The following is a 22,573-nucleotide window of genomic DNA, read 5'->3' as shown; positions in this document are numbered from 1 at the left end:
CAGTGTATTAAGTTTGCAAAGGAGTAGTATGGGAGCAAATATAAATCATCATTATCAAGAGGTAAAGGAAAGCTATCTTTTTGCAGAAATCGCAAAGAGAATCAGAACCTGGCAGGAAAATAATCCGGAGATTAAGGACAAGTTGATTCGTATGGGTATTGGAGACGTGACTTTGCCACTTCCCAAGACTGTGGTGGATGCTCTGGCTTCCGCATCCATGGAGATGGGAAAAAGCGAGAGCTTTCACGGATATGGCCCGGAGCAGGGATATGATTTTCTTAGAGAAAAAATCTTAAATTACTATAAGAATTTTTCCGTGGATTTGGAATTGGAGGAAATCTTCATTTCCGATGGTGCAAAGTCCGATTTAGGAAATATCCTGGATCTGTTTGCACCCGGTTCTGTAGCTTTGGTTCCGGACCCTGTGTATCCGGTGTATGTGGATACCAATATTATGCTAGGAAATAAGGTGATTTTTGCCCATTCCGGAGAAGAAAACGGATTCCTGCCCATGCCGCCCAAGGGAGAAAAGGTAGACTTGATTTATCTTTGCTCTCCTAACAATCCTACCGGTGCGGTGTATGACCATGAGAGTTTAAAGGCCTGGGTCAACTATGCAAAGGAAAATGACGCGGTAATTTTCTTTGATGCAGCGTATGAGTGCTTTGTAGAGGGAAATTTACCTCACTCTATATATGAGATTCCCGGGGCGAAGGAATGTGCCATTGAGTTTTGCTCCTTCTCCAAGAAGGCGGGCTTTACCGGAACAAGATGCGGCTATACCGTTGTTCCTAAGGCCTTGATTCGCGGCGGTCAGTCTCTCCAGAAGATGTGGTTAAGAAGACAGACTACAAAGTTTAATGGGGTTTCCTACATTGTGCAAAGAGGCGCCGAGGCTGTCTTTACAGAAGCCGGTGAGAAGGAGATTCAGGGAAATATCTCTTACTATAAGGAAAATGCCAAGATTATTATGGAAATCTTGGATGCTCTTTCCATTTATTATACCGGTGGAAAGAATTCTCCTTATATCTGGCTTAAGTGCCCTAAGGGGATGAGTTCTTGGGAATTCTTTGATTTCCTTTTGGAATAGGGACAGGTTGTAGTAACTCCCGGAGCAGGTTTTGGAGATGCAGGAGAGGGATTTTTCCGTTTGACAGCCTTTTCCACCAAGGAAAAGACTAAGGAAGCCATGGAAAGAATAAAGAAATTACTGGAAGTATAATTTTTTATAGAATTTAGAATTAAAAAAAGAGTTGAAAGAAATCATATAAGGATTCCATGCAAATAGGTCTGAAACGGGGCACGCTCTCGCTAACCTCGCCACGTAGCGGATACTAAGCGAAAAACAGAAGTATTTCTGTTTTTCGCAAGTACCGACGGGCTCAGATTACCCCTATTTCAAACCTATATTGCATAGAATCCACTTATTATTTGATTTTTACAGCTCATTTTTTGTTTTCTATAACAGGCTATAAAAAACTACAATGCCCATAGTTCATTTTATTTTTATAATTTTATTGACAAGAAAAATGGGAAACTGTATATTCTAAAAATCTAATAAACATATAAACATACAGAAATGATATGTTTATATATGGAGGTTTTTTAGAGAAGAGATAAGCTGTCATTCACCTTATCTTACGTAAGAGCAGGAAAGGGGTACTATGGGTCAGGAGAAGAAGGAATTTCAAGAACGGGAAAATCACGGTCATGTGCATAGTCATGAGCATAGCCATGAGCACAGTCATGAACACAGCCATGAGAATGTTCACAATCAGGAGCACAGTCATGAACACAGTCATGAACATAACCACGAGCATAGTCATGAGCATGGACAGGGGAAGACTTTGGCCCATATCCATAGCCACAGAAACCTTATAGGCTTTGATGAGCATGGTATTCCTACCATTACCTTAAAGTCCGATCATGAGGAGGATGGGGATGATAAATCCTTTATCCGGGATTATATGAATGCGGTTTCCGCTTATCGAAAGACCTTCCCCTCCAAGCAGGATGTATTGGAGCAAACTCCGGACCCGGCAGTACGGGAATTAATCTTACGACAGGAGCAGCTTGGCTTTGATACCACCTTTGATCGTTTTGATCAACAACAGCCCCAGTGTAGCTTCGGTATGGCCGGCATTTGCTGTAAAATTTGTAATATGGGTCCCTGTAAAGTTACTTCGAAAAGTCCAAAGGGAGTTTGCGGAGCGGATGCGGATTTGATTGTAGCCAGAAACCTTCTTCGGTCTGCTGCGGCAGGTGTGGCTCAGCACGGAATGCATGGCCGCGAGGTAATCTTATCCTTAAAGTGGGCATCGGAGGGAAAGCTGGATCTTCCTATTTTAGGACAGCAAAAGATTCGGGATGTTGCAAAGGCCTTCGGCATAAAGACCAGTAGAAGAAACATTAAAAAAATAGCTTCTGAGCTTGCAGATGTTTTGCTGGAGGATATGAGCCGCACGGTTCCGAAGGAGTATGAGGTTATCAAGGCTATGGCGCCAAAGGAAAGACAGGAGTTGTGGGAGAAGCTGGATATCCTTCCTATCAGTGCCTATCATGAAGTCTTTGAAGCTTACCATAAAACCGGAGTGGGTACAGATGGAGATTGGAAGAGTGTCATGCAGCAATTCCTTCGTTGCGGTCTGGCCTTCACCTTCTCCGGTGTGGTGAGTACCGCCATTGCCACAGACGGGCTTTTCGGCGTAGGAGACCGGGTAACCTCTAAGGTAAACATCGGTGCCTTGAAGAAAGGTTATGTGAATATTGCAGTGCACGGTCATCTTCCTACCCTGGTCAGCGAAATTGTTAAAGTCGGACAGGAAGAGCGTTTCGTGGAGCTGGCAAAGAAGGCCGGAGCCAAGGGAATTCGCTTCTATGGAATCTGCTGTTCAGGACTTTCCGCAATGTATCGTTATAGCAACGTTATCCCCTTGTCCAATGCAGTTTCTGCGGAACTGGTACTGGGTACCGGCGCCTTGGATTTATGGATTGCGGATGTACAGGATGTGTTCCCGGCAATCATGGAGGTGGCAAATTGCTTTAAAACTACAGTAATTACCACCAGTGACTCTGCAAGACTTCCGGGAGCGGAACGTTATGAATACGATCACCATCATTCCAATATCGGAGAAACCAGAGCGCTGGCGGAGAAGATTGTGCTTCGAGGAATCAAGAGCTTCCAGGACAGACAGGGAATTCCGGTTTACATTCCTCCCTACGAAGTGGAGGCGGAGGTGGGCTTCTCCGTAGAATATGTGCATAAACGCTTCGGTTCCATGGAGCCTATGGCAAAGGCATTAAAGGAAGGCAGGATTCTGGGCATCGTGAATATGGTGGGATGTAACAATCCTAAGGTATTATACGAAAAATGTATTATTGACGTAGCAAATGCTTTACTCCGAAATAATATTTTAATTTTAACCAATGGATGTGCTTCCTTCCCTCTGATGAAAATGGGCTATTGCAATATTTCCGGCCAAAGACATTGCGGAGCGAATTTAAAAGAATTCTTGGGCGTGGATTTACCACCGGTATGGCATGTGGGTGAGTGTATTGATAACACCCGTTCCACCGGTATTTTTGCAGGAATTGCCGGTGTGGAAGGGAAGAAGATTCAGGAAATGCCTTATGCCTTTACTTCACCGGAGTGGAGTAATGAAAAGGGAATCGATGCAGCCTTAGGCTTCAGACTGATGGGAGTGAATTCCTACCATTGTGTAGAGGTGCAAATTCACGGATCGAAAAATGTCATCGAATTTCTAAAGGAAGGAACCAGAGAAACTCTTGGTTCCGTGATGTATGTAGATACGGATCCGGATAAGCTGGGAGAAAAGATTGTTGCGGATATTATAGAAAAGAGAAAGGCTTTAGGCTGGGTTGTTCCCAAGGAAATTGTGCATAAAGAACTCACCGGCGAAGAGCTGTTAGCTCAAATTTCTGTAAAAGTAAAAAAGGCGGAATAAAAGCTTAAAGAGAGAAATTAGAAAGGAGATAAGCTATGGCTTGTGTTGCAGTACCCATTATAGAGGGGATTATAGTAAAAACGGCTGAATGGATTCTTGTGCAAAAGGAAAGAAAAGAAGAGGCAAGAACAAAAGCTCTAAAAGGGGAAGCTGAGGGAAAAAGTTTGATGAATGGGGAAAAAAGATATTCTTCCCCATTGAAAAATCGGAATTTCCCGGAAGACGAGGCGCATTCCGCTTTAACGAATTCCGGTACTTTGGTGGGGCTAAGTCTACGGAAGAAGCTGCATCTCTTATCGAACTTTTTATTTTCCGGTTCCGTTCTTTTGGTTTTTGAACATTTTTGGCACGGTGAAATAGTGCCCTTCTTCCTCTTTTTAACAGGGGCAAGAACACCGGAGGATAGCTATACCATGTTACAGGAAATGAGTACGGTGGGTGTTTCTATGGCTCTTCTTATTACCGGAATCTGGGCAGTTTATTGTTTTGTACTGGAAAGAAAGCTACAGAAGGAAGGAGAGAAGAATGCATCTATTGCTTAGCGTTTTTGCAACAGAATGGAGCTTTTCCCGTTTTTTACGGGATAAAAACAAGGAATATGCCTATCATATTCCCTGTTTACTCTTTTTATCCGCCAGCCTGATGTGGTTTGTGGACAGTATTTTTGAATATCTGGAGAAGGGAACGGAAATATTTACTCCCAATCTGCAGGACTTGGTACAAGACGGTTTTTTGGGACTTTCCGTGATTGCTTTAGGAATCCTTATCTGGCAGGGAAAATTATTTTTGAATTATCTTCAAAAACAGAAGAGATCCGTTCCGAATTCACTTGGACAAACAGGGGCTGTAAAATAATCATAGCTTTTGCATATACGCTATTCTTTTATTTTATACCCCTTTTTTCTACTAGTGAAAAAAGTAGAGCAGGAAGAACCTGCTCTACTTTTTTTGAGAATTCAAAATAACTTTTAAAGCTTATCGAATCCAAACACCGTTGGAATCTACTCTGTATCCGTCAGGAGTAAGCTTATTCATGTAAAGAGATCCTAAAGGCTGGTTCTCTGCCGGTGCCTGAGCGAAATAGTAGGTATCAAAGTTAATCTTCTGCCATCCGGTTACCATACGTCCGTTAGCCCCGATGTAGTACCACTGGTGCTGACTTACAATCCAACCATAGATTGGTGCACCATTCTCATTGCTTACGAATGACCAAGAACCATCTCTGTTAGCTACCCAGTGTCCGTTGGATTCTGCTACTGTGGTGGTAGATCCGCCATAGCTGGAAACAGCGCCCTCTGCAGCAAGTGCAGGAATTACAGATGCAGTTGCCATGCAAGCAATTAAAGCTGCAACAAGAATATTCTTTTTCATAAATAAACCTCCAAAGCCATTTTTTTTATTCAAGCTACCTTATCATTATACCCTGTCTTGCCACATAAGCAATAAAAAATTCCTTTTATTTTTCTGATATTGTTAATATTTTCGTAATACATTGTTTCTTATATTTTTTCACAAAACTTTCACAGGCTTTTAGCACTCAGTGCTTGACTCTGCTAATAAATTCTCTTATAATAGCCATGTTGTTAAAAAAAGACCTGTGAGGAATAGGAGGATTACTATGAAGTTAGTACCGTTATTTGATAAAGTTGTGTTGGAAAAAGAAAAGATGGAAGAAACCACTAAGAGCGGAATCGTTTTACCGGGACAGGATGATAAGGAAAAACCCGGACAGGCTGTGGTTATTGCAGTAGGTCCCGGCGGTGTTGTGGACGGTAAGGAGATTTCCATGCAGGTGAAGGTAGGACAGCGCGTTCTGTTCTCCCGTTATGCAGGCTCCGAGGTAGAGCTGGATGGAAAGAAGTATACCGTTGTTAAGCAGAATGATATTTTAGCAATCGTAGAGTAAAAGAATCAGGGAATTCCAAGGAGGTATAATATGGCTAAAGAAATTAAATTTGGAGTAGAAGCAAGAAAGGCCTTAGGGGCCGGCGTAGATGCAGTGGCAAATACCGTAAAGGTTACCCTTGGACCTAAGGGTAGAAATGTAGTTTTGGACAAGTCTTATGGTTCTCCTCTTATTACTAATGACGGTGTATCCATTGCCAAGGAAATTGAGTTAAAGGATCCCTATGAGAATATGGGTGCTCAGCTGGTAAGAGAAGTAGCTTCCAAGACCAATGACGTAGCCGGAGATGGAACCACCACTGCAACTGTTTTGGCACAGGCGATTGTGATGGAGGGTATGAAGAACCTGGAGGCAGGTGCTAATCCCATCGTGCTTCGTAAGGGAATCCGCAAGGCTGTGGACGCTGCGGTAGAGAGCATTAAGAAGCAGAGCTCCAAGGTAAAGGGCAAGGATCAGATTGCCAAGGTTGCCGGCATTTCTGCAGGAGATTCCACTGTAGGAGATATGATTGCCGATGCTATGGAGAAGGTTTCCAAGGATGGCGTTATCACTGTGGAAGAGTCCAAGACTATGCTTACCGAGCTTGATCTGGTGGAAGGAATGGAGTTTGATCGCGGATATATCAGTGCTTATATGAGCACCGATATGGAGAAGATGGAAGCAAATCTGGACGATCCCTATGTATTTATTACCGATAAGAAGATTTCCAACATTCAGGATATTCTTCCTCTCTTGGAGCAGGTAGTAAAGACCGGTGCCAAGCTTTTAATCATTGCTGAGGACATCGAGGGTGAGGCTTTAACCACTCTTATCGTGAATAAGTTGAGAGGAACCTTCAATGTAGTTGCGGTAAAGGCTCCGGGATATGGAGATCGCAGAAAGGAAATGCTGAAAGATATCGCCATCTTAACCGGTGGAGAAGTGATTTCCGAAGAGCTGGGCTTAGATTTAAAGGATGCCACTATCGACCAGTGCGGTAGAGCTAAGTCTGTTAAAGTAAGCAAGGAAAAGACCACTATTGTAGAGGGACTTGGTAAGAAGAAGGAGATTCAAGATCGTATTGCCCAGATTAAAGGACAGATTGAGACCACTACCTCCGACTTTGATAAGGAAAAGCTTCAGGAGCGTCTGGCTAAGCTTTCCGGCGGTGTTGCAGTAATCCGTGTAGGTGCTGCTACAGAAACCGAGATGAAGGAGGCTAAGCTTCGTATGGAGGATGCTTTAAATGCTACCAGAGCCGCTGTAGAAGAGGGTGTTATTGCAGGTGGCGGTTCCGCATATATCCATGCACAGAAGGCAGTGGATAAGGTGGTAAATCAATTAGAGGGCGATGAAAAGACCGGAGCAAAGATTGTTTCCAAGGCCCTAGAGGCTCCTCTTTATACCATTGCTTACAATGCAGGACTGGAAGGCGCTGTCATTGTGAATAAGGTAAAGGAAGGAAAGGAAAACTTCGGTTTCGATGCTTACAATGAAGAGTATGTAAATATGATGGAGGTAGGTATTCTGGATCCTGCCAAGGTGGCAAGAACCGCTTTACAGAATGCGGCTTCCGTTGCTTCCTCCTTACTCACCACAGAGTCTGTTGTGGCAGACATTAAGGAGCCGACTCCTCCTATGCCACAGATGCCGGGAGGAATGGGAGGAATGATGTAAGGAAATCCTTCTAAAAACTAGGCAAAGAAGAGAATATCGATTACAATGGGAAAAGGAAATAAACTGAGCTTAGGCTTAGCTTTATTTCCTTTTTCGCGACAAGAAAAGGAGGGCAGGATGGAGAATTATGTGGAACATTTGGTAAAGGGAAAGATAGAGGCAAAGGATAGGGGAATACAGATATTTGCAGTTTTCTTTCCATTGGCTTTTCTTGTATTTTGCTATTTTATGGCACTGCCCTTTATTATTCTTTTCCCCGTTCTTTTTTTGTCTTATTATTTGGTGAATTCCGTGGATAGGGAATATGAGTATCTTTATCTTGGCGGAAGCTTTACCGTGGATCAGATTATTCATAGGGGAAGAAGAAAGCAAATGATAGAGATTTCCCCGGAAGAAGTTCTGGAAATACAGCCCTTTCGCCCGGAGAGGGAGGAAGGATGGAAGAGAGAAGGCGTTTCCGTTCTCCATGTAGAGGGCTTGGGAGGAAACAGACCTTACTGTATTCTTTTCCAGAAACAAGGAAAAAAGCAGGTTCTTGTTTTTGACGGAAAGGACAGCTTATTAAAAGAAATGAAACTGCAGGCAAGAGGAAAATTTCAGGAGGAAGTATGAAGGACTTTGTAAGAGTGGCTACAGCCTGTCCTAAGGGAAGGGTGGCGGATCCGGAGTATAATCTGGAGCAAATGCTGATTTTGGCAAGAAAAGCAGAGGAGGAAAAGGTTTCTTTGCTGGTGTACCCGGAGCTTTGTCTGACCTCCTACACCGCCATGGATATGATTTATCAGCGCAGTCTTTTGGAGGCCGGAGAAAAGGCATTAATTTCCTTTTGCGAACAAACGAAGGAGATGGATGTTCTTTTTGTAATTGGCTATGGCTTGTTACTGGAAGGAAAATTATTCAATACCGGAGTGGTGACTTACCATGGCGATATCTTAGGGATTGTACCGAAGCAGTTTATTCCCAACCATGCGGAGTTTTATGAGAGAAGATATTTTCAGGAAGGAAAGGAAGAGGTTCGCTTTATCCCTAACATTTTAAAGGGAGAGGGCTATAGAAAGGAAATCCCCTTTGGGGCTTCCCTTCATTTTGTTCGGGAAGAGGACCAAAGATTCCGTCTTGCAGTGGAAATCTGTGAAGATCTTTGGGTTCCGGTTCCTCCCTCCAGTAAGCATGCACTGGCAGGAGCTACCCTTCTCGCCAACTGTTCCGCTTCTGATGAATTGGTAGGAAAGCGGGAATCTTCATGCCTCTTATCTTTATTCCAGTGCAGGTCCCTCCGAGTCTACCCAGGATATGGTATTCTCTGCCCACTGTCTGATTTCTGAAAATGGAAGAATCTTAAAGGAAAATCAGCCCTTTGAGGAGGGGATTTTCTGGGCGGATGTGAATCTTGCTCTTTTGGTAGGAGAAAGGATGCGGCAAAGCACCTACTTCGTAAAAGAGGAGCCTTCCTATACACAGTATTTTTCCATGAAGGATAAGCAGTATACCCTTCATCGTTTTGTAAGTCCCTGTCCCTTCCTGCCAAAGGCGGTAGAAAAGGAAGGAGATAGAGCAAGAGAGATTCTTTCCATTCAGTCAAGAGGCTTAAAAAAGCGGATGGAGCATGTGGGCTGTAAGAAACTGATTTTAGGATTAAGCGGCGGTCTGGATTCCACTTTGGCTCTTTTTGTATGTTTGGAGACCTTTGCTCTTTTGGGATATGATAAGGAAAACATCCTTTGCATCACTATGCCCTCCTTCGGTACCAGTAAGAAAACCCATGACAGTGCAGAGAAACTTGCCAAAGCCTTGGGAATCTCTTTGCGGGAAATCTCCATTGAGAAGGCTGTGCTACAGCATTTCTCCGATATTGGACATGACGGGGAGAAGAAGGATATAGTCTATGAAAATGCCCAGGCAAGAGAAAGAACCCAGATTCTGATGGACTTAGCCAATAAGGAAGGCGCACTTTTAGTGGGAACTGGAGATTTATCCGAATTGGCCTTGGGCTTTGCCACATACAACGGAGACCATATGTCCATGTACGGGGTAAACGGAGATATTCCCAAGACGGCTATTCCCATGCTTCTTCGAGAATTTGCAAGAAAGTCCGGTAATCAGGAATTGGAAACTGTGGTGGAGGAAATTATAGCCACTCCGGTAAGTCCGGAGCTTTTGCCACCGGATACCACCGGAGAGATTAGTCAGCGGACGGAGGATGTGGTAGGACCCTACCTTTTACAGGATTTCTTCCTCTATCAACATCTACGCTACGGATTTTCCGCAAGAAATATCTATGACTTGGCCTGCTTTGCTTTCTCTAAGGAAAATCTTGCGAATAAGGAAAATGAACGGACTATTCCGGAATTCAGTCCTGCAGAAATCCTGAAAAACTTAAAAATCTTCTATAAGCGTTTCTTTGGCAATCAATTCAAACGCTCTTGCTTACCGGATGGGCCAAAGGTTGGTCGGGTAGCCCTATCTCCAAGAGGCGATTTAAGAATGGCCAGTGATGCCTGTGCAGAGGCCTGGCTTTCTGAGCTTTCTGAGCTTTCTGAGCTGGAAGCTTAAATGTCTGCAGCTTAAAGCTTAAAAGTCTGTAGCTTGAAGCTTCAAAGTCCATATAGACGTTTTCCGCTTGTTTTGTTATAATATTTTATCGAGTTTTGCCTATTTTTTAAATTAGAAAGCGAAAGAGCTTCATGCATAGAATAGAATCTCCTCATAATGAGGGATTAAAAGAAATCAGGGAACTGACGAAAAAAGCCAAGAAACGATGGGAGAAGGGTATGTTTGTGGCGGAAGGGGAAAGACTTCTGCTGGATTTGCCTACGTCCTCTTTGCTTCAGCTTTATGTGCAGGAAGACTACAAAGGGGCATTACCCAGAGGAATAGAGCAAGAGGATTCTCGGATTTGTATTCTGAGTAAGAAGGCTATGGAAAGTATTTCCACCACGGAGCACGGACAGGGAATTCTGGGCTTGCTTCGTTTTCCGAAGAAGGAAAAACCTAAAGGAAATCTGTTTCTGATTTTGGAAAATATTCAGGATCCGGGGAATTTGGGAACCCTTTTTCGTACGGCGGAAGCTGCGGGGGTAAATCATATTTTCCTAAGCAGGAATACGGTGGATCCCTTTAGTCCGAAAGTGGTTCGATCCACCATGGGCTCCCTTTTTCGCTTGCCCTTCAGCATTGAGGAGGATTTGTTTTTTCTCTGTGAAAGCTTGAAAAGTACAGGGGTTCAGGTCTTTGCATTGGACTTGGACGGGAAAAAAACACATTTTCAGGCTGCCTTCCAAGGACCTTCCGCCTTTTTATTCGGTAATGAGGGCAATGGTCTTACAAAGGAACTGAGCCAATGTGCTACGGAAAAACTCCTTATTCCCATGGAAGGGAAGATAGAGTCCTTAAATGTTGCTACTTCAGCCAGCATAGTACTCTATGAGGCTGTTCGACAAAGAAGATATATAAAGGAGGAAGGATGACTTTAGCAGGACGTGATTTTATGAAATTACTGGATTTTTCTACAGAGGAAATTCAGGAGATTCTGAATGTTGCCAAGAGACTAAAGAAAGAGAAGAAAGAGGCGGTAAGGCGCTATCCTCACGGAGAAGCCTGTGCCGGCAAGAACATTGTCCTGATTTTTGAAAAGGCATCCACCAGAACCAGATGTGCCTTTGAGGTGGCGGCAGCGGATCTTGGTGTGCATAGCACCATGTTGGATATGTCCACCAGCCAGATGGGAAAGAAGGAAAGTATTGAAGATACGGCAAGAGTACTTTCTACCATGTATGATGGCATTATGTATAGAGGCTATTCTCAGGAGGGAATGGAGGAGTTTGCCAGATATTCCTCCGTACCGGTGTGGAATGCTTTAAGCGACCGTTTTCATCCTACTCAGCTTTTGGCGGATTTGCTAACCATTGAGGAGCGTTTCGGAAAGCTTAAGGGGCTTAAGCTTTGCTATATGGGAGATGCCCGCTTTAATATGGGAAATTCCTATATGGTGGCCTGTGCCAAGATGGGCATGCACTTTGTGGCCTGCACCAAGGAAGGTTATTTTCCGGAGGAGGATTTGATTTCCGAGTGTCAGCAGATTGCAGAGGAAAATGGAGGCAGCCTTCGTTTTACGGAATCCGTGGCAGAAGGGTGTAAGGATGCGGATATTATTTGTACCGATGTTTGGTTATCCATGGGAGAGCCGGAGAGCCTCTTTGCCCAGAGAATTGCGGATTTACAGCCTTATCAGGTCAATGACACCGCATTTTCTTATGCCAAGGAATCCGCTATTTTCCTTCATTGCCTTCCTGCTTTCCACAATGCCAGAACGGAAATCGGCGCTAAAATTTATAAGCAGTTCGGTATTTCCGAAATGGAGGTAAGCGACAGCGTTTTTGAATCCGAGCGCTCTCTGGTATTTGAAGAGGCGGAAAACAGAATGCACACGATTAAGGCGCTTCTTTACCTCAGCTTGGGAGGAGCATAATGGAAAGACGGCTAAGAGGGAGAAATCCAAACAGGAAATATGATTTTCTCTATATTGGCATAGGTCTTGTGATTAGTATTATGGCGATTTTCGCTTTAACAAAGCCGGAGGAGAATCAGGTTCTCTTTCCTTTCATTTTCTTTTTTGCGGCCATCCTTCGTGTGGTCTATGTGCTGCAGGGAAGAGAAGAGGGAAAGAAGAGGCTTCTGTCTCTTTTTGTCGGTATTTTACTGTTGTTACTCAGCATCATCACAGGCATGAGCCTGTGGAGATAAGCCCTAAAAAGAAAGGATGTTCATTTGGAAAGAGAAGAATTAGAGAAAATACTTGCTTCTTTGCTGCAAAAGGCAAAAAGCAATAAAAACAGCATCGATTTAGGGGAAGTGCAGGAGGCAGTAAAGGAGTTTTCCCTAAATGAAGAGCAGATGGAGCAGGTTTTGCTTTTGCTGGAGAACAAGGGAATCGAGATTAATCCCATTCTGGATGAGGATGCGCTTAAAACCATAGAAAAGGACGGAGATAAGGCGGAGCCGGATGCTCTCCTTCCGTTAGAAGATGACGATGACTTCGTAAAGGAAGAAGAGGGAGAGGAGATTGACCTGGATGCGGTGGATCTTCTGGAAGGAATCGGAACGGAAGATCCGGTTAGAATGTACCTGAAGGAAATCGGTACCGTACCCCTTCTTACCGCCGAGGAAGAATACGCTCTTGCCATGAAGAAGCAGGAGGGGGATGAATATGCTAAACAGAGGTTGATTGAAGCTAACCTTCGTTTGGTTGTTTCTATTGCAAAAAGATATACCGGCCGTGGAATGAGCTTCCTGGACTTGGTGCAGGAAGGAAATCTCGGTTTGATTAAAGGCGTGGAAAAGTTTGACCCGGAGAAGGGCTTTAAGCTTTCTACCTATGCTACTTGGTGGATTCGTCAGTCTGTAACCAGAGCCTTAGCAGACCAGGCCAGAACTATTCGTGTTCCCGTGCATATGGTGGAAACCATCAACAAGATGTCCAAGATGCAGAGAAAGCTGACCTTAGAGCTTGGCTATGAGCCTTCCGTAAAGGAACTGGCGGAGCATTTGGATATGACAGAGGAGAAGGTACAGGAAATCATGCAGATTGCCAGAGAGCCGGCTTCTTTGGAAACCCCCATCGGTGAAGAGGATGATTCCAACTTGGGAGATTTTGTGGCGGATACCAATGTTCTTTCTCCGGAGGGAAATGTGGAATCCGTAATGCTTAGAGAGCATATTGATACGCTTCTCGGGGATTTAAAGGAAAGAGAAAGACAGGTTATCGTGCTTCGTTTCGGATTAGAGGATGGACATCCAAGAACACTGGAAGAAGTAGGAAAAGAATTTAATGTTACCAGAGAGAGAATTCGACAGATTGAGGCAAAGGCTTTAAGAAAGCTGAGAAACCCTGTCCGTTCCAAGAGAATTCGAGACTTTTTACAGTAAGGAAGCTATGAAGAAAAATTATGAACAGCTGATGGAAAGCCATCTTCCGAAAAGCGGAGAAAAAAAGAGATTGCTACTCCATGTCTGCTGTGCTCCCTGCTCCACTGCGGTGCTGGAGAGCTTAGCCCAATATTTTTCTATTACCATCTTCTTTTATAACCCGAACTTGGATTCGAAATCCGAGTTTTTGCATAGGGCGGAGGAATGTAAGAGGTTGGTGAAGGAAATGGGCTTTTCTATGGATGTGATTGTTTCCAACTATATCCATGAGGAGTTCCTGGAGATAGCCAAGGGTTTGGAAAAGGAGCCTGAAAGAGGGGCCAGGTGCGATGCCTGTTTCAATCTTCGATTAGAAGAAACTGCCCAATACGGTGCCGCTTGGAATAAAGAACATCCGGATCAGGCTTTTGATTATTTTTGTACCAGCTTAAGCATCTCTCCTCTAAAAAATGCTGCCGTCTTAAATGAGATAGGAGAAGCATTGGGAGAGAAGTACGGAATCGCCTACCTGCCTTCGGATTTTAAGAAAAAGAGTCGATACCTTCGTTCCATAGAATTATCCAAGGAACATAATCTGTATCGGCAGGACTATTGCGGATGTGAATTTTCCAAGGCGGAAAGCATCAGAAGAAATAAGGAAAGAGAAAAAGCGGAAAGCTGCTCGAAATAGGAGGGGGATATGCTTAGTCAAGAGGTAAAAATCATCAATGAATCAGGATTACATTTACGTCCGGCCGGGGTGCTTACCCAAACCTGTATCCGATATAAAAGTGAAATTATTTTGCATTATGGAGAGCGTAAGATTGTAGGAAAGTCCGTGCTAAACGTGATGGCTGCCGGAGTAAAGCGAGGCAGTACCGTAGTGGTAGAATGTAATGGTCCTGACGAAGAAGAGGCCCTAAAGGCAGTGGTGGAAGCCATTTCCAACGGCCTAGGAGAAGGCCCGGAGGGCTCAGAGCCATTGTTCACATAAGACAAAAGGGGATGTAAAAATTCACATCCCCTTTTTTTATTGCTTTAATGATGAATGTTTCGCTCTATACCCTTTGGAATAAGGGGCAATCTGAGCCCGTCAGTTCTAAGCTTTTGTTTTTTAAAAGCTTAGAACTGCTACGTGGCGAGGTTAGCGAGAGCGTGCCCCTATTTCAAAGGGTATAGGAGCGAAAGAATAGAAATATTGAAGCTTATTCCTCCAAAATCCCCTTCAAAACCTCTACTGCATGAGCCAGTGTCTTACTGGTATCAATGGCTTCTACAGCACCGGCATCCATATAGGCTGCATTACCCGGTTCAATGGGTAACTTTGCCAGAAGTTCCAGTCCTTCTTTTTCAGCCAGCTCTTCAATATGACTTTCTCCAAAGACGGAAATCTTCTCTTCGCAGTGGGGACACTGAAGGTAGGACATATTTTCAATGATTCCCAGGATAGGAATATTCATCTTTTCCGCCATTCGGACTGCCTTCTGCACAATCATGGAAACCAAGTCCTGGGGAGAGGTCACAATCACAATTCCCGCCACCGGCATGGATTGGAAAACGGTTAAGGGGACGTCTCCGGTTCCGGGAGGCATGTCCACGAAGAGATAATCAATATCCTTCCATTCTACCTCCTGCCAGAACTGTTTTACCGCATTGGCAATCATGGAGCCTCTCCAGATTACGGGATCTGTTTCATTTTCCAAAAGCAGATTGGTGGAAATGATTTCCACGCCTCCTGCACTTTTCTCCGGCACCATGGACTTTCCGTCACTGCTTAATGCCACGCCGTCGTGAGCCAGTCCGAAAGCCTTGGGAATGGAAGGTCCGGTTATATCCGCATCCAAGATTCCTACATGGTAGCCTGCCTTATTCATTGCGGAAGCTAGTAAGGAGCAAACGGTGGATTTTCCCACACCGCCCTTTCCGGATACGATGCCGATTACCTTCTTTACGGAAGAGCCGGGGGCTAAGGGGAGTTTCTGAATTCCTGCACTTTTACTGGGACAGCCGGATGAGCAGCTGCTGCAGTTGGAGTTACAGGAAGATGGATTTTGTTCTGCCATAGTATTTCCTTTCTCTATACGGTTTCCTTCTTTAAGAAAGCCACAAAGCTCTCTAAGGAAGGAGAGTTGTTTTTGTTGTTATATAGAAAAGCGATTCTTCGCTTTTCTATAGGTTGGGGGAGTTTGATTTCCACCAGCTGTCCATTTTTTAGATCCTCCTCCACAAAATCTCGAATCACCCAGGCAATACCGATGCCGATTTTTGCTGAGTCAATCAGAAGATCCATGGTGTTTAATTCCATAATCTGGGGGCAGTAGATTTGATTCTCCTTCAGATAATTCTCAATATGATGCCGGGAAAGATTTTGCTCCTCCAAAAGCATAACATTGGCATCCTGAAACAAGGAAAAGGCTTCTCCCCGAATCTTTTTCAGATTACGCAAATATTGAGGAGCTGCCACCAGAATATCCTCCACTTCCCGCTCCATCAGAATCTCCTGATTGATGCCAAGCTTCTTCGGAAGAGCTGCTAAAGCCAGATCAATCTGATGATCTTCTAAAAGACGGAGGGTTTTTCCGCTATCCTGATTCTTTAAGCTGATGCGAATATTGGGATATTCCTTCATAAAAGCCTTCAGATAGGGAAGAAGAATAAAACGGCAAAGGGTGCTACTGGCACCGATATCCAGATGGCCGATATGAAAATCCTTCATTTTCTGAAGGGTTTCTTCCGCCTCCTGAATATGGGCAAAGGCATCCTTAATATACTGAAATAAAACCTTTCCCTCATCGGTTAAGCTGACGCCCCGGGAATTTCTTTTAAATAGCTTGATTTCTAAACTGTCCTCTAAGCGAACGATGGTTTTGGAAATCGCAGGCTGGGAAATATAGAGCTGTTCTGCGGCTTTGGAAATGTTTCCGCTTTTAGCCACTTCATAAAATATCCGATAGGTGGATAGGTTCTGTTCCATGTTTATCCTTTCTTTTTGAGATAACTTAAGGGAATAATAAGTATCTAAAAAATGTATTTTAATTATAGCAGTAGCTTTGTTACACTGTAAAGAAGAATGCAATTCTGCTTTTATAAAATACATAGGAGCAGGCGGTTTATCTAGGAATTAAGGAGATTTCCATGGGAATGACGATGAGTCAGAAGATTTTGGCCAAGCATGCAGGATTAAAGGAAGTACAGGCAGGACAATTAATTCTAGCCAAGGTAGATTTGGTACACGGAAATGATATCACCACTCCGGTGGCGATTCGTGAGCTGGATAAGATTCACGGAGAGGGCGTATTTGATAAGGAAAAGGTAGTTTTTGTTATGGATCACTTTGTGCCCAACAAGGATATTACCTCTGCCAAGTGTACTCAGATTTGCAGAAACTTTGCTAAGGAGCATGGACTGAAGCACTACTATGATGTGGGAAACATGGGTATTGAGCATGCCCTGATTCCGGAGCAGGGCCTGATTACCGCGGGAGAGCTGTCCATCGGTGCGGATTCCCATACCTGTACCTATGGAGCGTTGGGAGCCTTTTCCACCGGTGTGGGTTCTACGGATATGGCGGCGGCAATGGCTACAGGAGAGCTTTGGTTTAAGGTGCCTACTGCCATTAAGGTAGTATTAAAAGGAAAATTACAAAAGCATGTCAGCGGTAAGGATTTGATTCTGCATTTGATCGGCATGATCGGTGTGGATGGAGCCCTTTATGAGTCCATTGAGTTTACCGGAGAGGGAGTGGCTTCTCTTTCCATGGATGACCGGTTTGCTATTTGCAATATGGCCATAGAAGCCGGTGGAAAGAACGGTATTTTCCCTGTGGATGAGAAGACGCTGGAATATATTAAGGCTCATTCCAATAAGGAATACCATATTTACGAGGCGGATGAGGATGCGGAGTATGATAGAGTCATCGAGATTGACCTTTCTAGCCTTAAGTCCACTGTGGCTTTTCCCCATTTACCGGAAAATACCCATGAAATCGGCAGCTTTGACAAGATTACTATTGATCAGGCGGTCATCGGTTCCTGTACCAACGGCAGACTTTCCGATATCAAGGTGGCTGCTGAGATTGCCAAGGGAAGAAAGATTGCGGAAAACGTTCGTTGCATCGTGATTCCTGCCACCCAGAAGATTTATCTGGAGGCTATGGAGAAGGGCTATATTAAGGATTTAATCGAGGCGGGAGCTGTAGTGAGCACCCCCACCTGCGGTCCCTGCCTGGGAGGCTATATGGGAATTTTGGCTCCCAATGAGCGTTGTATTTCCACCACCAACAGAAACTTTGTGGGAAGAATGGGAGATGCCAGCTCGGAGATTTATCTTGCTTCTCCGGAGGTGGCTATGGCATCGGCGGTTTTGGGATATATTGCATCCCCAACGGATTTAGGACTATAGGAGGCTGTTATGGAAAAAGCTAAGGGTCATTGTGTGAAATACGGGGATAATGTGGATACGGACGTAATTATCCCGGCAAGATATCTGGCGATTCAGGATAAGGCGGAGCTGGCTACCCATGCCATGGAGGATATAGACCAACATTTTCATGACAAAATTAAAAAGGGTGACCTTTTGATTGCAGGAAAGAATTTTGGCTGTGGATCCTCCAGAGAGCATGCTCCCCAGGTTTTAAAGGATTCCGGCATCTCCTGTGTCATTGCGGAAAGCTTTGCCAGAATCTTCTTTAGAAATGCCTTAAATATCGGGTTGGCCATTGTGGAGGCTCCGGAAGCGGCGAAGGAGATTCAGGAAGGAGAAGAGCTGGAGGTGGATTTTACCGAAGGAAAGATTCATAACCTAAGCAGCGGAAAATCCTATACCATGGCGGTATTTCCTCCCTTCCTGCAGGAAATGATTGATAAGGGGGGCTTGATTGCCTCTGTTAATGAAAAACTAGAAAAAATGCAGCAAAAAGGCTAAGAAATATTCTTCCATCAGGGAGCGGTTTTCTAAAAGTTCCGGAGTGAAGGGAATATAGTTTTGCTTTTCCTTATATTCCTTCTGGAAAAGATTGGGAAAGCTATCGGAGAAGACAGGGAGAAAGAGCCCTGTCTTTTTTTGATAGGCGGTAGCTGCCTTTGCCCTTTGTTTCTCCTCTTTCGGGTAGAGCTGAGAAAGGCTTTTGTGCAGTGCCATATCTTTAGCGGGAATATAGTCGTAGTCTTTAAAGTTTTTGAAAAAATACTTTGCTTCCCCGGAGAATAAAGGGATTTCCAAAACAGCCTCCTGTCCGGAGACTTCCAGTTGAAAGCCCTCAAAGCGATGGGAGATTGCATTGGGAAAGAATGCATTTTTCTCTTCTAAAGAGTTGTGAGGATATGTTTGTGCTTCGGCAGGAGAAGTATTTTCTTCCGTTTCAAAAGGGAAAGCCGGCTTAGCAAAACGAAAGCATAGCTTTAGCTTATTTTCCTCCGATAGCAGTTCGGACTTTTCCCTGCAATAGAGTCCCTTCCCTTGAAACAGCTCTTCATAGGCAAAAAAGGAAAAGAGGGAGGGAAGATAAAGTAAATCTTCAAAGTTATGCTGTAAAAGAAGGGCTTTGGCCTCCTCTGTAGGATGCTCCAAATACTCTAAATAGACATAAACCAATTCTCCTCCGGTATAGACATCCTCCCTTTGAATCCCCAAAAAGCGCTCACATTCCTTAAGCTTATAGGAGGGGAGCTGATAGAATTTTTTTCTGCTCTGAATCATTTTGAAAAGATCCAGCTGGGGAAGATCCGTAAGAGGACTTTTCAAACCGTATTGACTATAGCTTTTCTCTAAAAATGGGGTATCAAAGGCTTTCCCGTTAAAGCTGATAAACTGTGTCTTAGCTTTACAATACTCTTGAAAGCCCTGTAAGACTTCAATTTCCTCTGAAAGACTGTTGGCAAAGAGTTGGACAATCTCCATTTCGGTATCTTTAAAAAGGAGTAAGCCGATGCTGTAAATCTGGGCGCTTTTCGGACTAAGTCCGGTGGTTTCGATGTCAAAAAATAAAATCTCTTCTTTATCGGGAAGAAAAGAAGGGAAAAAGAAATCTTTAGGATAGGGAAGTGCTTTTCTAATAATATCCATAGGGAGACTCCGATAAACACAGTATTCTTGTTTAACGAGATATCCCACGATTTGCGCAGGATACTCATTGTGAATTATGAAGCATTTTTTCATTACTTAGTTTACTCCAAGGGAAGAAAAATAAAAACAAAAGGATAACAAAAATAAAAAAACAGTCTACTTTTTCACATTTCATTCATATTTATGAGGTTTAATTCTAAAGAATCGTAAAAGGCGAAGTAGGTTCATGAGAGAGCTACCGCATTTCATTTTAAAGGAGAAGAAATGGAAGAGAATCAAAAGGGACAGGATGTTTCTCAGGAAATTAATAAATTGTTGGAAGCAAGCCCTAAAAAGAAGAAAAAGGGGAAGTTGAAATGGATTTTGATCGGAGTCCTTGTTTTAGTCGTATTATTTGTGGCTAAGAACCTTCTTTTTCCCGCTAAGCCCATGGGAACCATGGTCAGTGTACAGGCTTTAACGAAGGGAGATGTACAGGAAAAGATTAGTCTCTCCGGACCTGTATCCGGTACGGATGCTCAGCAGGTCACTTCCGGCTTACATGCGAAAGTAACGGAAATCCTGGTGAAAGAGGGAGATAAGGTTGAGAAGGGGCAGGTATTAGCCCGCTTGGATAAAACCGATGTGAATACTGCCTTGGAAGCTGCCAAGACTCAGCTGGATTTGGCAAAGGCCAATAAAACCGAGGCGGAAAAAAATCTTCGTCTGGAATATGAGAAAAATCAAACAATTTTGAAAAATGCGGAATTGGATTTTCAAAGGAAGTCCAGTCTGTACTCTACCGGAGATATTCCCCAGAGTGACTATGAAGCGGCGGAAAGCGCTTTAAAGGATGCCAAGGCCACTATGGCACATTATAAGGTGGTGAAGGGTGCGGTACAGGCACCGGACAGCTATGATTTACAGATTAAGACGGCGGAACAGGAGCTGGAGAAGGCGGAAAGCAAGGTTTCCGATGCGGATTTAGTTTCCCCCATTGCCGGAACCATTACCAGAGTGAACATCAAGGTGGGAGAATTTGCAGACACTCCGACAGAAAATAAATATGATTTTACCGTTGAGAATCTGGATCAGTTGGAGCTCAGCATCGCGGTTTCCGAATACAATATCGGAAAGGTACATCTGGGACAAAAAGCTACCATTACCGCAGATATTTTAGGTGGAGACTCTTTGGAAGGCGTGGTTTCCTCCATTTCCCCCACAGGAGAAGTGAAGAACTCCAGCACCAGTGAAAGAGTTATTCCGATTAAGGTTCAGATTACCGGAGATAAGAAGGGACTGCTTTCCGGTATTACTGCAAAGGCGGATTTACTTTTATCCGAAGCCAAGGATGTGTATGTAGTACCTATTTCTGCGGTAATGACCGGAGAAGACGGAAGTAATAAAATGGCCTTTGTAGTGAATGGAACCGTGCATTTTGTTCCGGTAAGCACCGGAGTTACCAGCGATGTTTCCATGGAAGTAAAGCCTGTTAAGGAGGACTCCGCATTCAAAGAGGGAAGCAATTATATTCTTTCTCCTGATGCCAGTCTTATAGAGGGAAGTCCGGTAACCGTAGATCCCACAGCCCAAGGCTCACAGTCCGTTAGTCCGGAGGAAGCCGGGGTTGTCGTACAGACAGGATAGGAAAATGGAAGATACTTTAATTGAATTACGAAATCTGGTGAAGATCTATGATACCGGCGCGGTGAAGGTATTGGGACTCAACCAGATCAATTTAAAAATCAAAAGGGGGGAGTTCGTTGCCATTATGGGACAATCCGGCTCCGGAAAATCCACCCTGATGAATATCTTAGGCTGTCTGGATAAACCAAGTCTTGGCAATTATTTTCTGGATGGAGAAGATGTGGCAGCCATGGAGCCCAATACGCTGAATAAGGTACGAAACCAAAAGATTGGCTTTGTTTTTCAGAGCTTTAATCTGATTAGCCGTATGAGTGCTTTGAAAAATGTGGAAATTCCCATGATTTACGCTCATATTCGTTCGCAAAAGCAAAGGTCGGAGAGAGCTGCCATGCTTTTGGAAAAGGTAGGTCTTTCCGGCAGAATCCATCACCAGCCCAATGAAATGTCCGGAGGACAGAGACAGAGAGTGGCGATTGCCAGAGCCCTGGCCAATGAACCGCCTTTGATCTTGGCGGATGAGCCCACCGGTAATCTGGATACTTCCAGTTCTATTGAGATTATGGAAATGTTTTCCGCCCTGCATAAGGCAGGGGCTACCGTGGTGGTAGTTACCCATGAGGAAAACATTGCCGCCTATACGGATAGGATGCTTCGCTTTTCAGACGGAAAACTGATTTCCGATATCAAAAATGAGAATCCTACTCCGGTAAGAGATTTGACAATCTTCGAAGGAATGTACAGAGGAGGGAACCATGCTTCTTGAAAATATGAAAATGGCATTAAGCTCTCTTCGAGCCAATAAGCTTCGTTCCATCCTTACCATGCTGGGCATTATTATCGGGATCGGATCCGTTATCTCCATTGTTTCCATTGGAGATACCATGCGGAAAATGTTCTCCGACCTCTATAAAAATGTAGGTGTGACCCAGGCGGCCATCATGATTAATCCTTACATGGATCAGGATGAATATCGAGACAGCGATTTTTTCACCATGGACGAACTTTACAAGATGAAGGAGGTCTTTGGGGATCGGCTGGACTATGTGGATAATATGTCCAGCGGCTCTATCGATATAAAAAATGGATTAAACCGTTTGAAAACCAATATTGAGGGAGTAGATACCGCCTATCAAAAGCTACAGCCTGTACAGATTTTAAACGGAAGATATATTTCCGCTAATGATGTTGAGGAAAGAAGAGCGGTGATTATGATTTCCGAAAGTACAGCCTTAAAGCTTTATGGAACCGTAAATGTTACAGGAAAACATTTTCGCTCCGACATTTTAGGAGAAAATCGGGAGTTTAGTATTATCGGAGTGTACAGGAAAGATGTCAGCCCCATTCAAAAGCTACTGATGGGTTCTAATGATAAAAATGGAGAAGGTATTGTTCCTTGGACATTGCTTTCACCCCCGTCCAGTGAATTTTCCATGATTCGATACTACGGAAAAAC

The 22,573-nt window shown here is 43.9% G+C and carries 22 protein-coding genes and 2 pseudogenes; 20 read left to right on the top strand and 4 right to left on the bottom strand.

Annotation, left to right across the window (positions count from 1 at the left end; translation table 11 throughout):
* Positions 1 to 28: 28 nt before the first annotated feature.
* The 4 genes and pseudogenes from ACO4PX_RS00975 to ACO4PX_RS00960 all read left to right on the top strand — a co-directional run bounded on the left by ACO4PX_RS00975 (position 29) and on the right by ACO4PX_RS00960 (position 4,820).
* Positions 29 to 1,222: pseudogene (locus ACO4PX_RS00975) on the top strand (LL-diaminopimelate aminotransferase).
* Positions 1,223 to 1,664: 442 nt separating this feature from the next.
* Entirely contained in the window at positions 1,665 to 3,965 is a 2,301-nt protein-coding gene (gene cooS / locus ACO4PX_RS00970; RefSeq protein WP_485570972.1) for an anaerobic carbon-monoxide dehydrogenase catalytic subunit, read from the top strand.
* Positions 3,966 to 4,000: 35 nt separating this feature from the next.
* A complete protein-coding gene (locus ACO4PX_RS00965; RefSeq protein WP_485570970.1) occupies positions 4,001 to 4,507 on the top strand; it encodes a hypothetical protein in 507 nt (168 codons plus the stop codon).
* Entirely contained in the window at positions 4,491 to 4,820 is a 330-nt protein-coding gene (locus ACO4PX_RS00960; RefSeq protein WP_485552277.1) for a hypothetical protein, read from the top strand. Before ACO4PX_RS00965 ends, ACO4PX_RS00960 begins: the two co-directional genes overlap by 17 nt.
* A 120-nt stretch (positions 4,821 to 4,940) precedes the next feature.
* On the opposite strand, the gene ACO4PX_RS00955 is transcribed toward ACO4PX_RS00960, so the two are convergent.
* A complete protein-coding gene (locus ACO4PX_RS00955; RefSeq protein ID WP_007156226.1) occupies positions 4,941 to 5,336 on the bottom strand; it encodes a hypothetical protein in 396 nt (131 codons plus the stop codon).
* A gap of 247 nt (positions 5,337 to 5,583) precedes the next feature.
* Between ACO4PX_RS00955 and ACO4PX_RS00950 the strand changes: the two genes are divergently transcribed.
* The 11 genes and pseudogenes from ACO4PX_RS00950 (at position 5,584) to ACO4PX_RS00900 (ending at position 14,425) form a co-directional block, all read left to right on the top strand.
* Entirely contained in the window at positions 5,584 to 5,871 is a 288-nt protein-coding gene (locus tag ACO4PX_RS00950; RefSeq protein ID WP_485570968.1) for a co-chaperone GroES, read from the top strand.
* Between the two features lie 30 nt (positions 5,872 to 5,901).
* Complete coding sequence (gene groL, locus ACO4PX_RS00945) at positions 5,902 to 7,527, top strand: chaperonin GroEL (RefSeq protein WP_007156224.1); 1,626 nt, start codon at positions 5,902 to 5,904, stop codon at positions 7,525 to 7,527.
* Between the two features lie 117 nt (positions 7,528 to 7,644).
* Complete coding sequence (locus ACO4PX_RS00940) at positions 7,645 to 8,139, top strand: DUF6106 family protein (RefSeq protein ID WP_485570966.1); 495 nt, start codon at positions 7,645 to 7,647, stop codon at positions 8,137 to 8,139.
* The gene (locus ACO4PX_RS00935; protein WP_485570964.1) at positions 8,136 to 8,852 is read left to right on the top strand and encodes a nitrilase-related carbon-nitrogen hydrolase; all 717 of its coding nucleotides are present in this window, start codon (positions 8,136 to 8,138) and stop codon (positions 8,850 to 8,852) included. The genes ACO4PX_RS00940 and ACO4PX_RS00935 overlap by 4 nt, the downstream gene beginning before the upstream one ends.
* Positions 8,818 to 10,080, top strand: a pseudogene (locus tag ACO4PX_RS00930) (NAD(+) synthase); the annotation flags it as partial. The gene ACO4PX_RS00935 and the pseudogene ACO4PX_RS00930, both read left to right, overlap by 35 nt.
* Positions 10,081 to 10,211: 131 nt before the next feature.
* The gene (locus ACO4PX_RS00925; protein ID WP_485570963.1) at positions 10,212 to 10,994 is read left to right on the top strand and encodes a TrmH family RNA methyltransferase; all 783 of its coding nucleotides are present in this window, start codon (positions 10,212 to 10,214) and stop codon (positions 10,992 to 10,994) included.
* Positions 10,991 to 11,995 (top strand): ornithine carbamoyltransferase, encoded by a 1,005-nt coding sequence (argF, locus tag ACO4PX_RS00920; protein WP_485570962.1) that lies wholly within the window; start codon positions 10,991 to 10,993, stop codon positions 11,993 to 11,995. Before ACO4PX_RS00925 ends, argF begins: the two co-directional genes overlap by 4 nt.
* The gene (locus ACO4PX_RS00915) at positions 11,995 to 12,270 is read left to right on the top strand and encodes a DUF6637 family protein (RefSeq protein ID WP_183684487.1); all 276 of its coding nucleotides are present in this window, start codon (positions 11,995 to 11,997) and stop codon (positions 12,268 to 12,270) included. The genes argF and ACO4PX_RS00915 overlap by 1 nt, the downstream gene beginning before the upstream one ends.
* Positions 12,271 to 12,294: 24 nt before the next feature.
* Positions 12,295 to 13,452, top strand: coding sequence for an RNA polymerase sigma factor RpoD (rpoD, locus tag ACO4PX_RS00910; RefSeq protein WP_007156218.1), 1,158 nt, complete (start codon positions 12,295 to 12,297; stop codon positions 13,450 to 13,452).
* Positions 13,453 to 13,459: 7 nt separating this feature from the next.
* Positions 13,460 to 14,122 carry an epoxyqueuosine reductase QueH gene (locus ACO4PX_RS00905; RefSeq protein WP_485570961.1) on the top strand — a complete coding sequence of 221 codons (663 nt, stop codon included), beginning with the start codon at positions 13,460 to 13,462 and terminating at the stop codon, positions 14,120 to 14,122.
* 9 nt (positions 14,123 to 14,131) lie between these two features.
* Positions 14,132 to 14,425 (top strand): HPr family phosphocarrier protein, encoded by a 294-nt coding sequence (locus ACO4PX_RS00900; RefSeq protein WP_007156216.1) that lies wholly within the window; start codon positions 14,132 to 14,134, stop codon positions 14,423 to 14,425.
* Positions 14,426 to 14,636: 211 nt separating this feature from the next.
* Here ACO4PX_RS00900 and ACO4PX_RS00895 read toward each other — a convergent pair whose 3' ends face one another.
* A complete protein-coding gene (locus ACO4PX_RS00895) occupies positions 14,637 to 15,494 on the bottom strand; it encodes a P-loop NTPase (protein WP_315270212.1) in 858 nt (285 codons plus the stop codon).
* Between the two features lie 14 nt (positions 15,495 to 15,508).
* Positions 15,509 to 16,405 carry a LysR family transcriptional regulator gene (locus tag ACO4PX_RS00890; protein WP_485570960.1) on the bottom strand — a complete coding sequence of 299 codons (897 nt, stop codon included), beginning with the start codon at positions 16,403 to 16,405 and terminating at the stop codon, positions 15,509 to 15,511.
* A 161-nt stretch (positions 16,406 to 16,566) separates the two neighbouring features.
* Here ACO4PX_RS00890 and leuC point away from each other — a divergent pair, with 161 nt between their 5' ends.
* Entirely contained in the window at positions 16,567 to 17,832 is a 1,266-nt protein-coding gene (gene leuC, locus ACO4PX_RS00885; protein WP_485527003.1) for a 3-isopropylmalate dehydratase large subunit, read from the top strand.
* Between the two features lie 9 nt (positions 17,833 to 17,841).
* Entirely contained in the window at positions 17,842 to 18,354 is a 513-nt protein-coding gene (locus ACO4PX_RS00880; protein WP_308580107.1) for a 3-isopropylmalate dehydratase small subunit, read from the top strand.
* Here the strand turns inward: ACO4PX_RS00880 and ACO4PX_RS00875 are convergent.
* Positions 18,328 to 19,494 carry a ribonuclease H-like domain-containing protein gene (locus ACO4PX_RS00875; RefSeq protein ID WP_485520262.1) on the bottom strand — a complete coding sequence of 389 codons (1,167 nt, stop codon included), beginning with the start codon at positions 19,492 to 19,494 and terminating at the stop codon, positions 18,328 to 18,330. The two genes, ACO4PX_RS00880 and ACO4PX_RS00875, sit on opposite strands and share 27 nt — an antisense overlap.
* Positions 19,495 to 19,758: 264 nt before the next feature.
* Here ACO4PX_RS00875 and ACO4PX_RS00870 point away from each other — a divergent pair, with 264 nt between their 5' ends.
* The 3 genes from ACO4PX_RS00870 to ACO4PX_RS00860 form a co-directional block, all read left to right on the top strand.
* Positions 19,759 to 21,120 carry an efflux RND transporter periplasmic adaptor subunit gene (locus tag ACO4PX_RS00870; RefSeq protein ID WP_485520264.1) on the top strand — a complete coding sequence of 454 codons (1,362 nt, stop codon included), beginning with the start codon at positions 19,759 to 19,761 and terminating at the stop codon, positions 21,118 to 21,120.
* Positions 21,121 to 21,124: 4 nt separating this feature from the next.
* Positions 21,125 to 21,883: an ABC transporter ATP-binding protein gene (locus ACO4PX_RS00865; RefSeq protein WP_485561348.1), complete on the top strand. Its 759-nt coding sequence runs from the start codon at positions 21,125 to 21,127 to the stop codon at positions 21,881 to 21,883.
* The coding region (locus tag ACO4PX_RS00860) for an ABC transporter permease (protein ID WP_485570958.1) at positions 21,873 to 22,573 on the top strand (701 nt) is incomplete at its 3' end. The genes ACO4PX_RS00865 and ACO4PX_RS00860, both read left to right, overlap by 11 nt.

The organism is Oribacterium sp., assembly GCF_057249185.1.
This window is presented reverse-complemented; position numbering and strand designations above follow the sequence as displayed.

Bases quoted from the DNA above. Each gene is read 5' to 3' on its own strand.
- ACO4PX_RS00925 (WP_485570963.1), top strand. From the start codon at position 10,212: ATGCATAGAATAGAATCTCCTCATAATGAGGGATTAAAAGAAATCAGG.
- groL (WP_007156224.1), top strand. From the start codon at position 5,902: ATGGCTAAAGAAATTAAATTTGGAGTAGAAGCAAGAAAGGCCTTAGGG.
- ACO4PX_RS00895 (WP_315270212.1), bottom strand. From the start codon at position 15,494: ATGGCAGAACAAAATCCATCTTCCTGTAACTCCAACTGCAGCAGCTGC.
- ACO4PX_RS00940 (WP_485570966.1), top strand. From the start codon at position 7,645: ATGGAGAATTATGTGGAACATTTGGTAAAGGGAAAGATAGAGGCAAAG.
- ACO4PX_RS00915 (WP_183684487.1), top strand. From the start codon at position 11,995: ATGGAAAGACGGCTAAGAGGGAGAAATCCAAACAGGAAATATGATTTT.
- leuC (WP_485527003.1), top strand. From the start codon at position 16,567: ATGGGAATGACGATGAGTCAGAAGATTTTGGCCAAGCATGCAGGATTA.
- ACO4PX_RS00935 (WP_485570964.1), top strand. From the start codon at position 8,136: ATGAAGGACTTTGTAAGAGTGGCTACAGCCTGTCCTAAGGGAAGGGTG.
- ACO4PX_RS00960 (WP_485552277.1), top strand. From the start codon at position 4,491: ATGCATCTATTGCTTAGCGTTTTTGCAACAGAATGGAGCTTTTCCCGT.
- ACO4PX_RS00875 (WP_485520262.1), bottom strand. From the start codon at position 19,494: ATGGATATTATTAGAAAAGCACTTCCCTATCCTAAAGATTTCTTTTTC.
- cooS (WP_485570972.1), top strand. From the start codon at position 1,665: ATGGGTCAGGAGAAGAAGGAATTTCAAGAACGGGAAAATCACGGTCAT.
- ACO4PX_RS00965 (WP_485570970.1), top strand. From the start codon at position 4,001: ATGGCTTGTGTTGCAGTACCCATTATAGAGGGGATTATAGTAAAAACG.
- ACO4PX_RS00865 (WP_485561348.1), top strand. From the start codon at position 21,125: ATGGAAGATACTTTAATTGAATTACGAAATCTGGTGAAGATCTATGAT.
- ACO4PX_RS00905 (WP_485570961.1), top strand. From the start codon at position 13,460: ATGAAGAAAAATTATGAACAGCTGATGGAAAGCCATCTTCCGAAAAGC.
- ACO4PX_RS00880 (WP_308580107.1), top strand. From the start codon at position 17,842: ATGGAAAAAGCTAAGGGTCATTGTGTGAAATACGGGGATAATGTGGAT.
- ACO4PX_RS00890 (WP_485570960.1), bottom strand. From the start codon at position 16,405: ATGGAACAGAACCTATCCACCTATCGGATATTTTATGAAGTGGCTAAA.
- ACO4PX_RS00870 (WP_485520264.1), top strand. From the start codon at position 19,759: ATGGAAGAGAATCAAAAGGGACAGGATGTTTCTCAGGAAATTAATAAA.
- ACO4PX_RS00955 (WP_007156226.1), bottom strand. From the start codon at position 5,336: ATGAAAAAGAATATTCTTGTTGCAGCTTTAATTGCTTGCATGGCAACT.
- ACO4PX_RS00900 (WP_007156216.1), top strand. From the start codon at position 14,132: ATGCTTAGTCAAGAGGTAAAAATCATCAATGAATCAGGATTACATTTA.
- argF (WP_485570962.1), top strand. From the start codon at position 10,991: ATGACTTTAGCAGGACGTGATTTTATGAAATTACTGGATTTTTCTACA.
- ACO4PX_RS00950 (WP_485570968.1), top strand. From the start codon at position 5,584: ATGAAGTTAGTACCGTTATTTGATAAAGTTGTGTTGGAAAAAGAAAAG.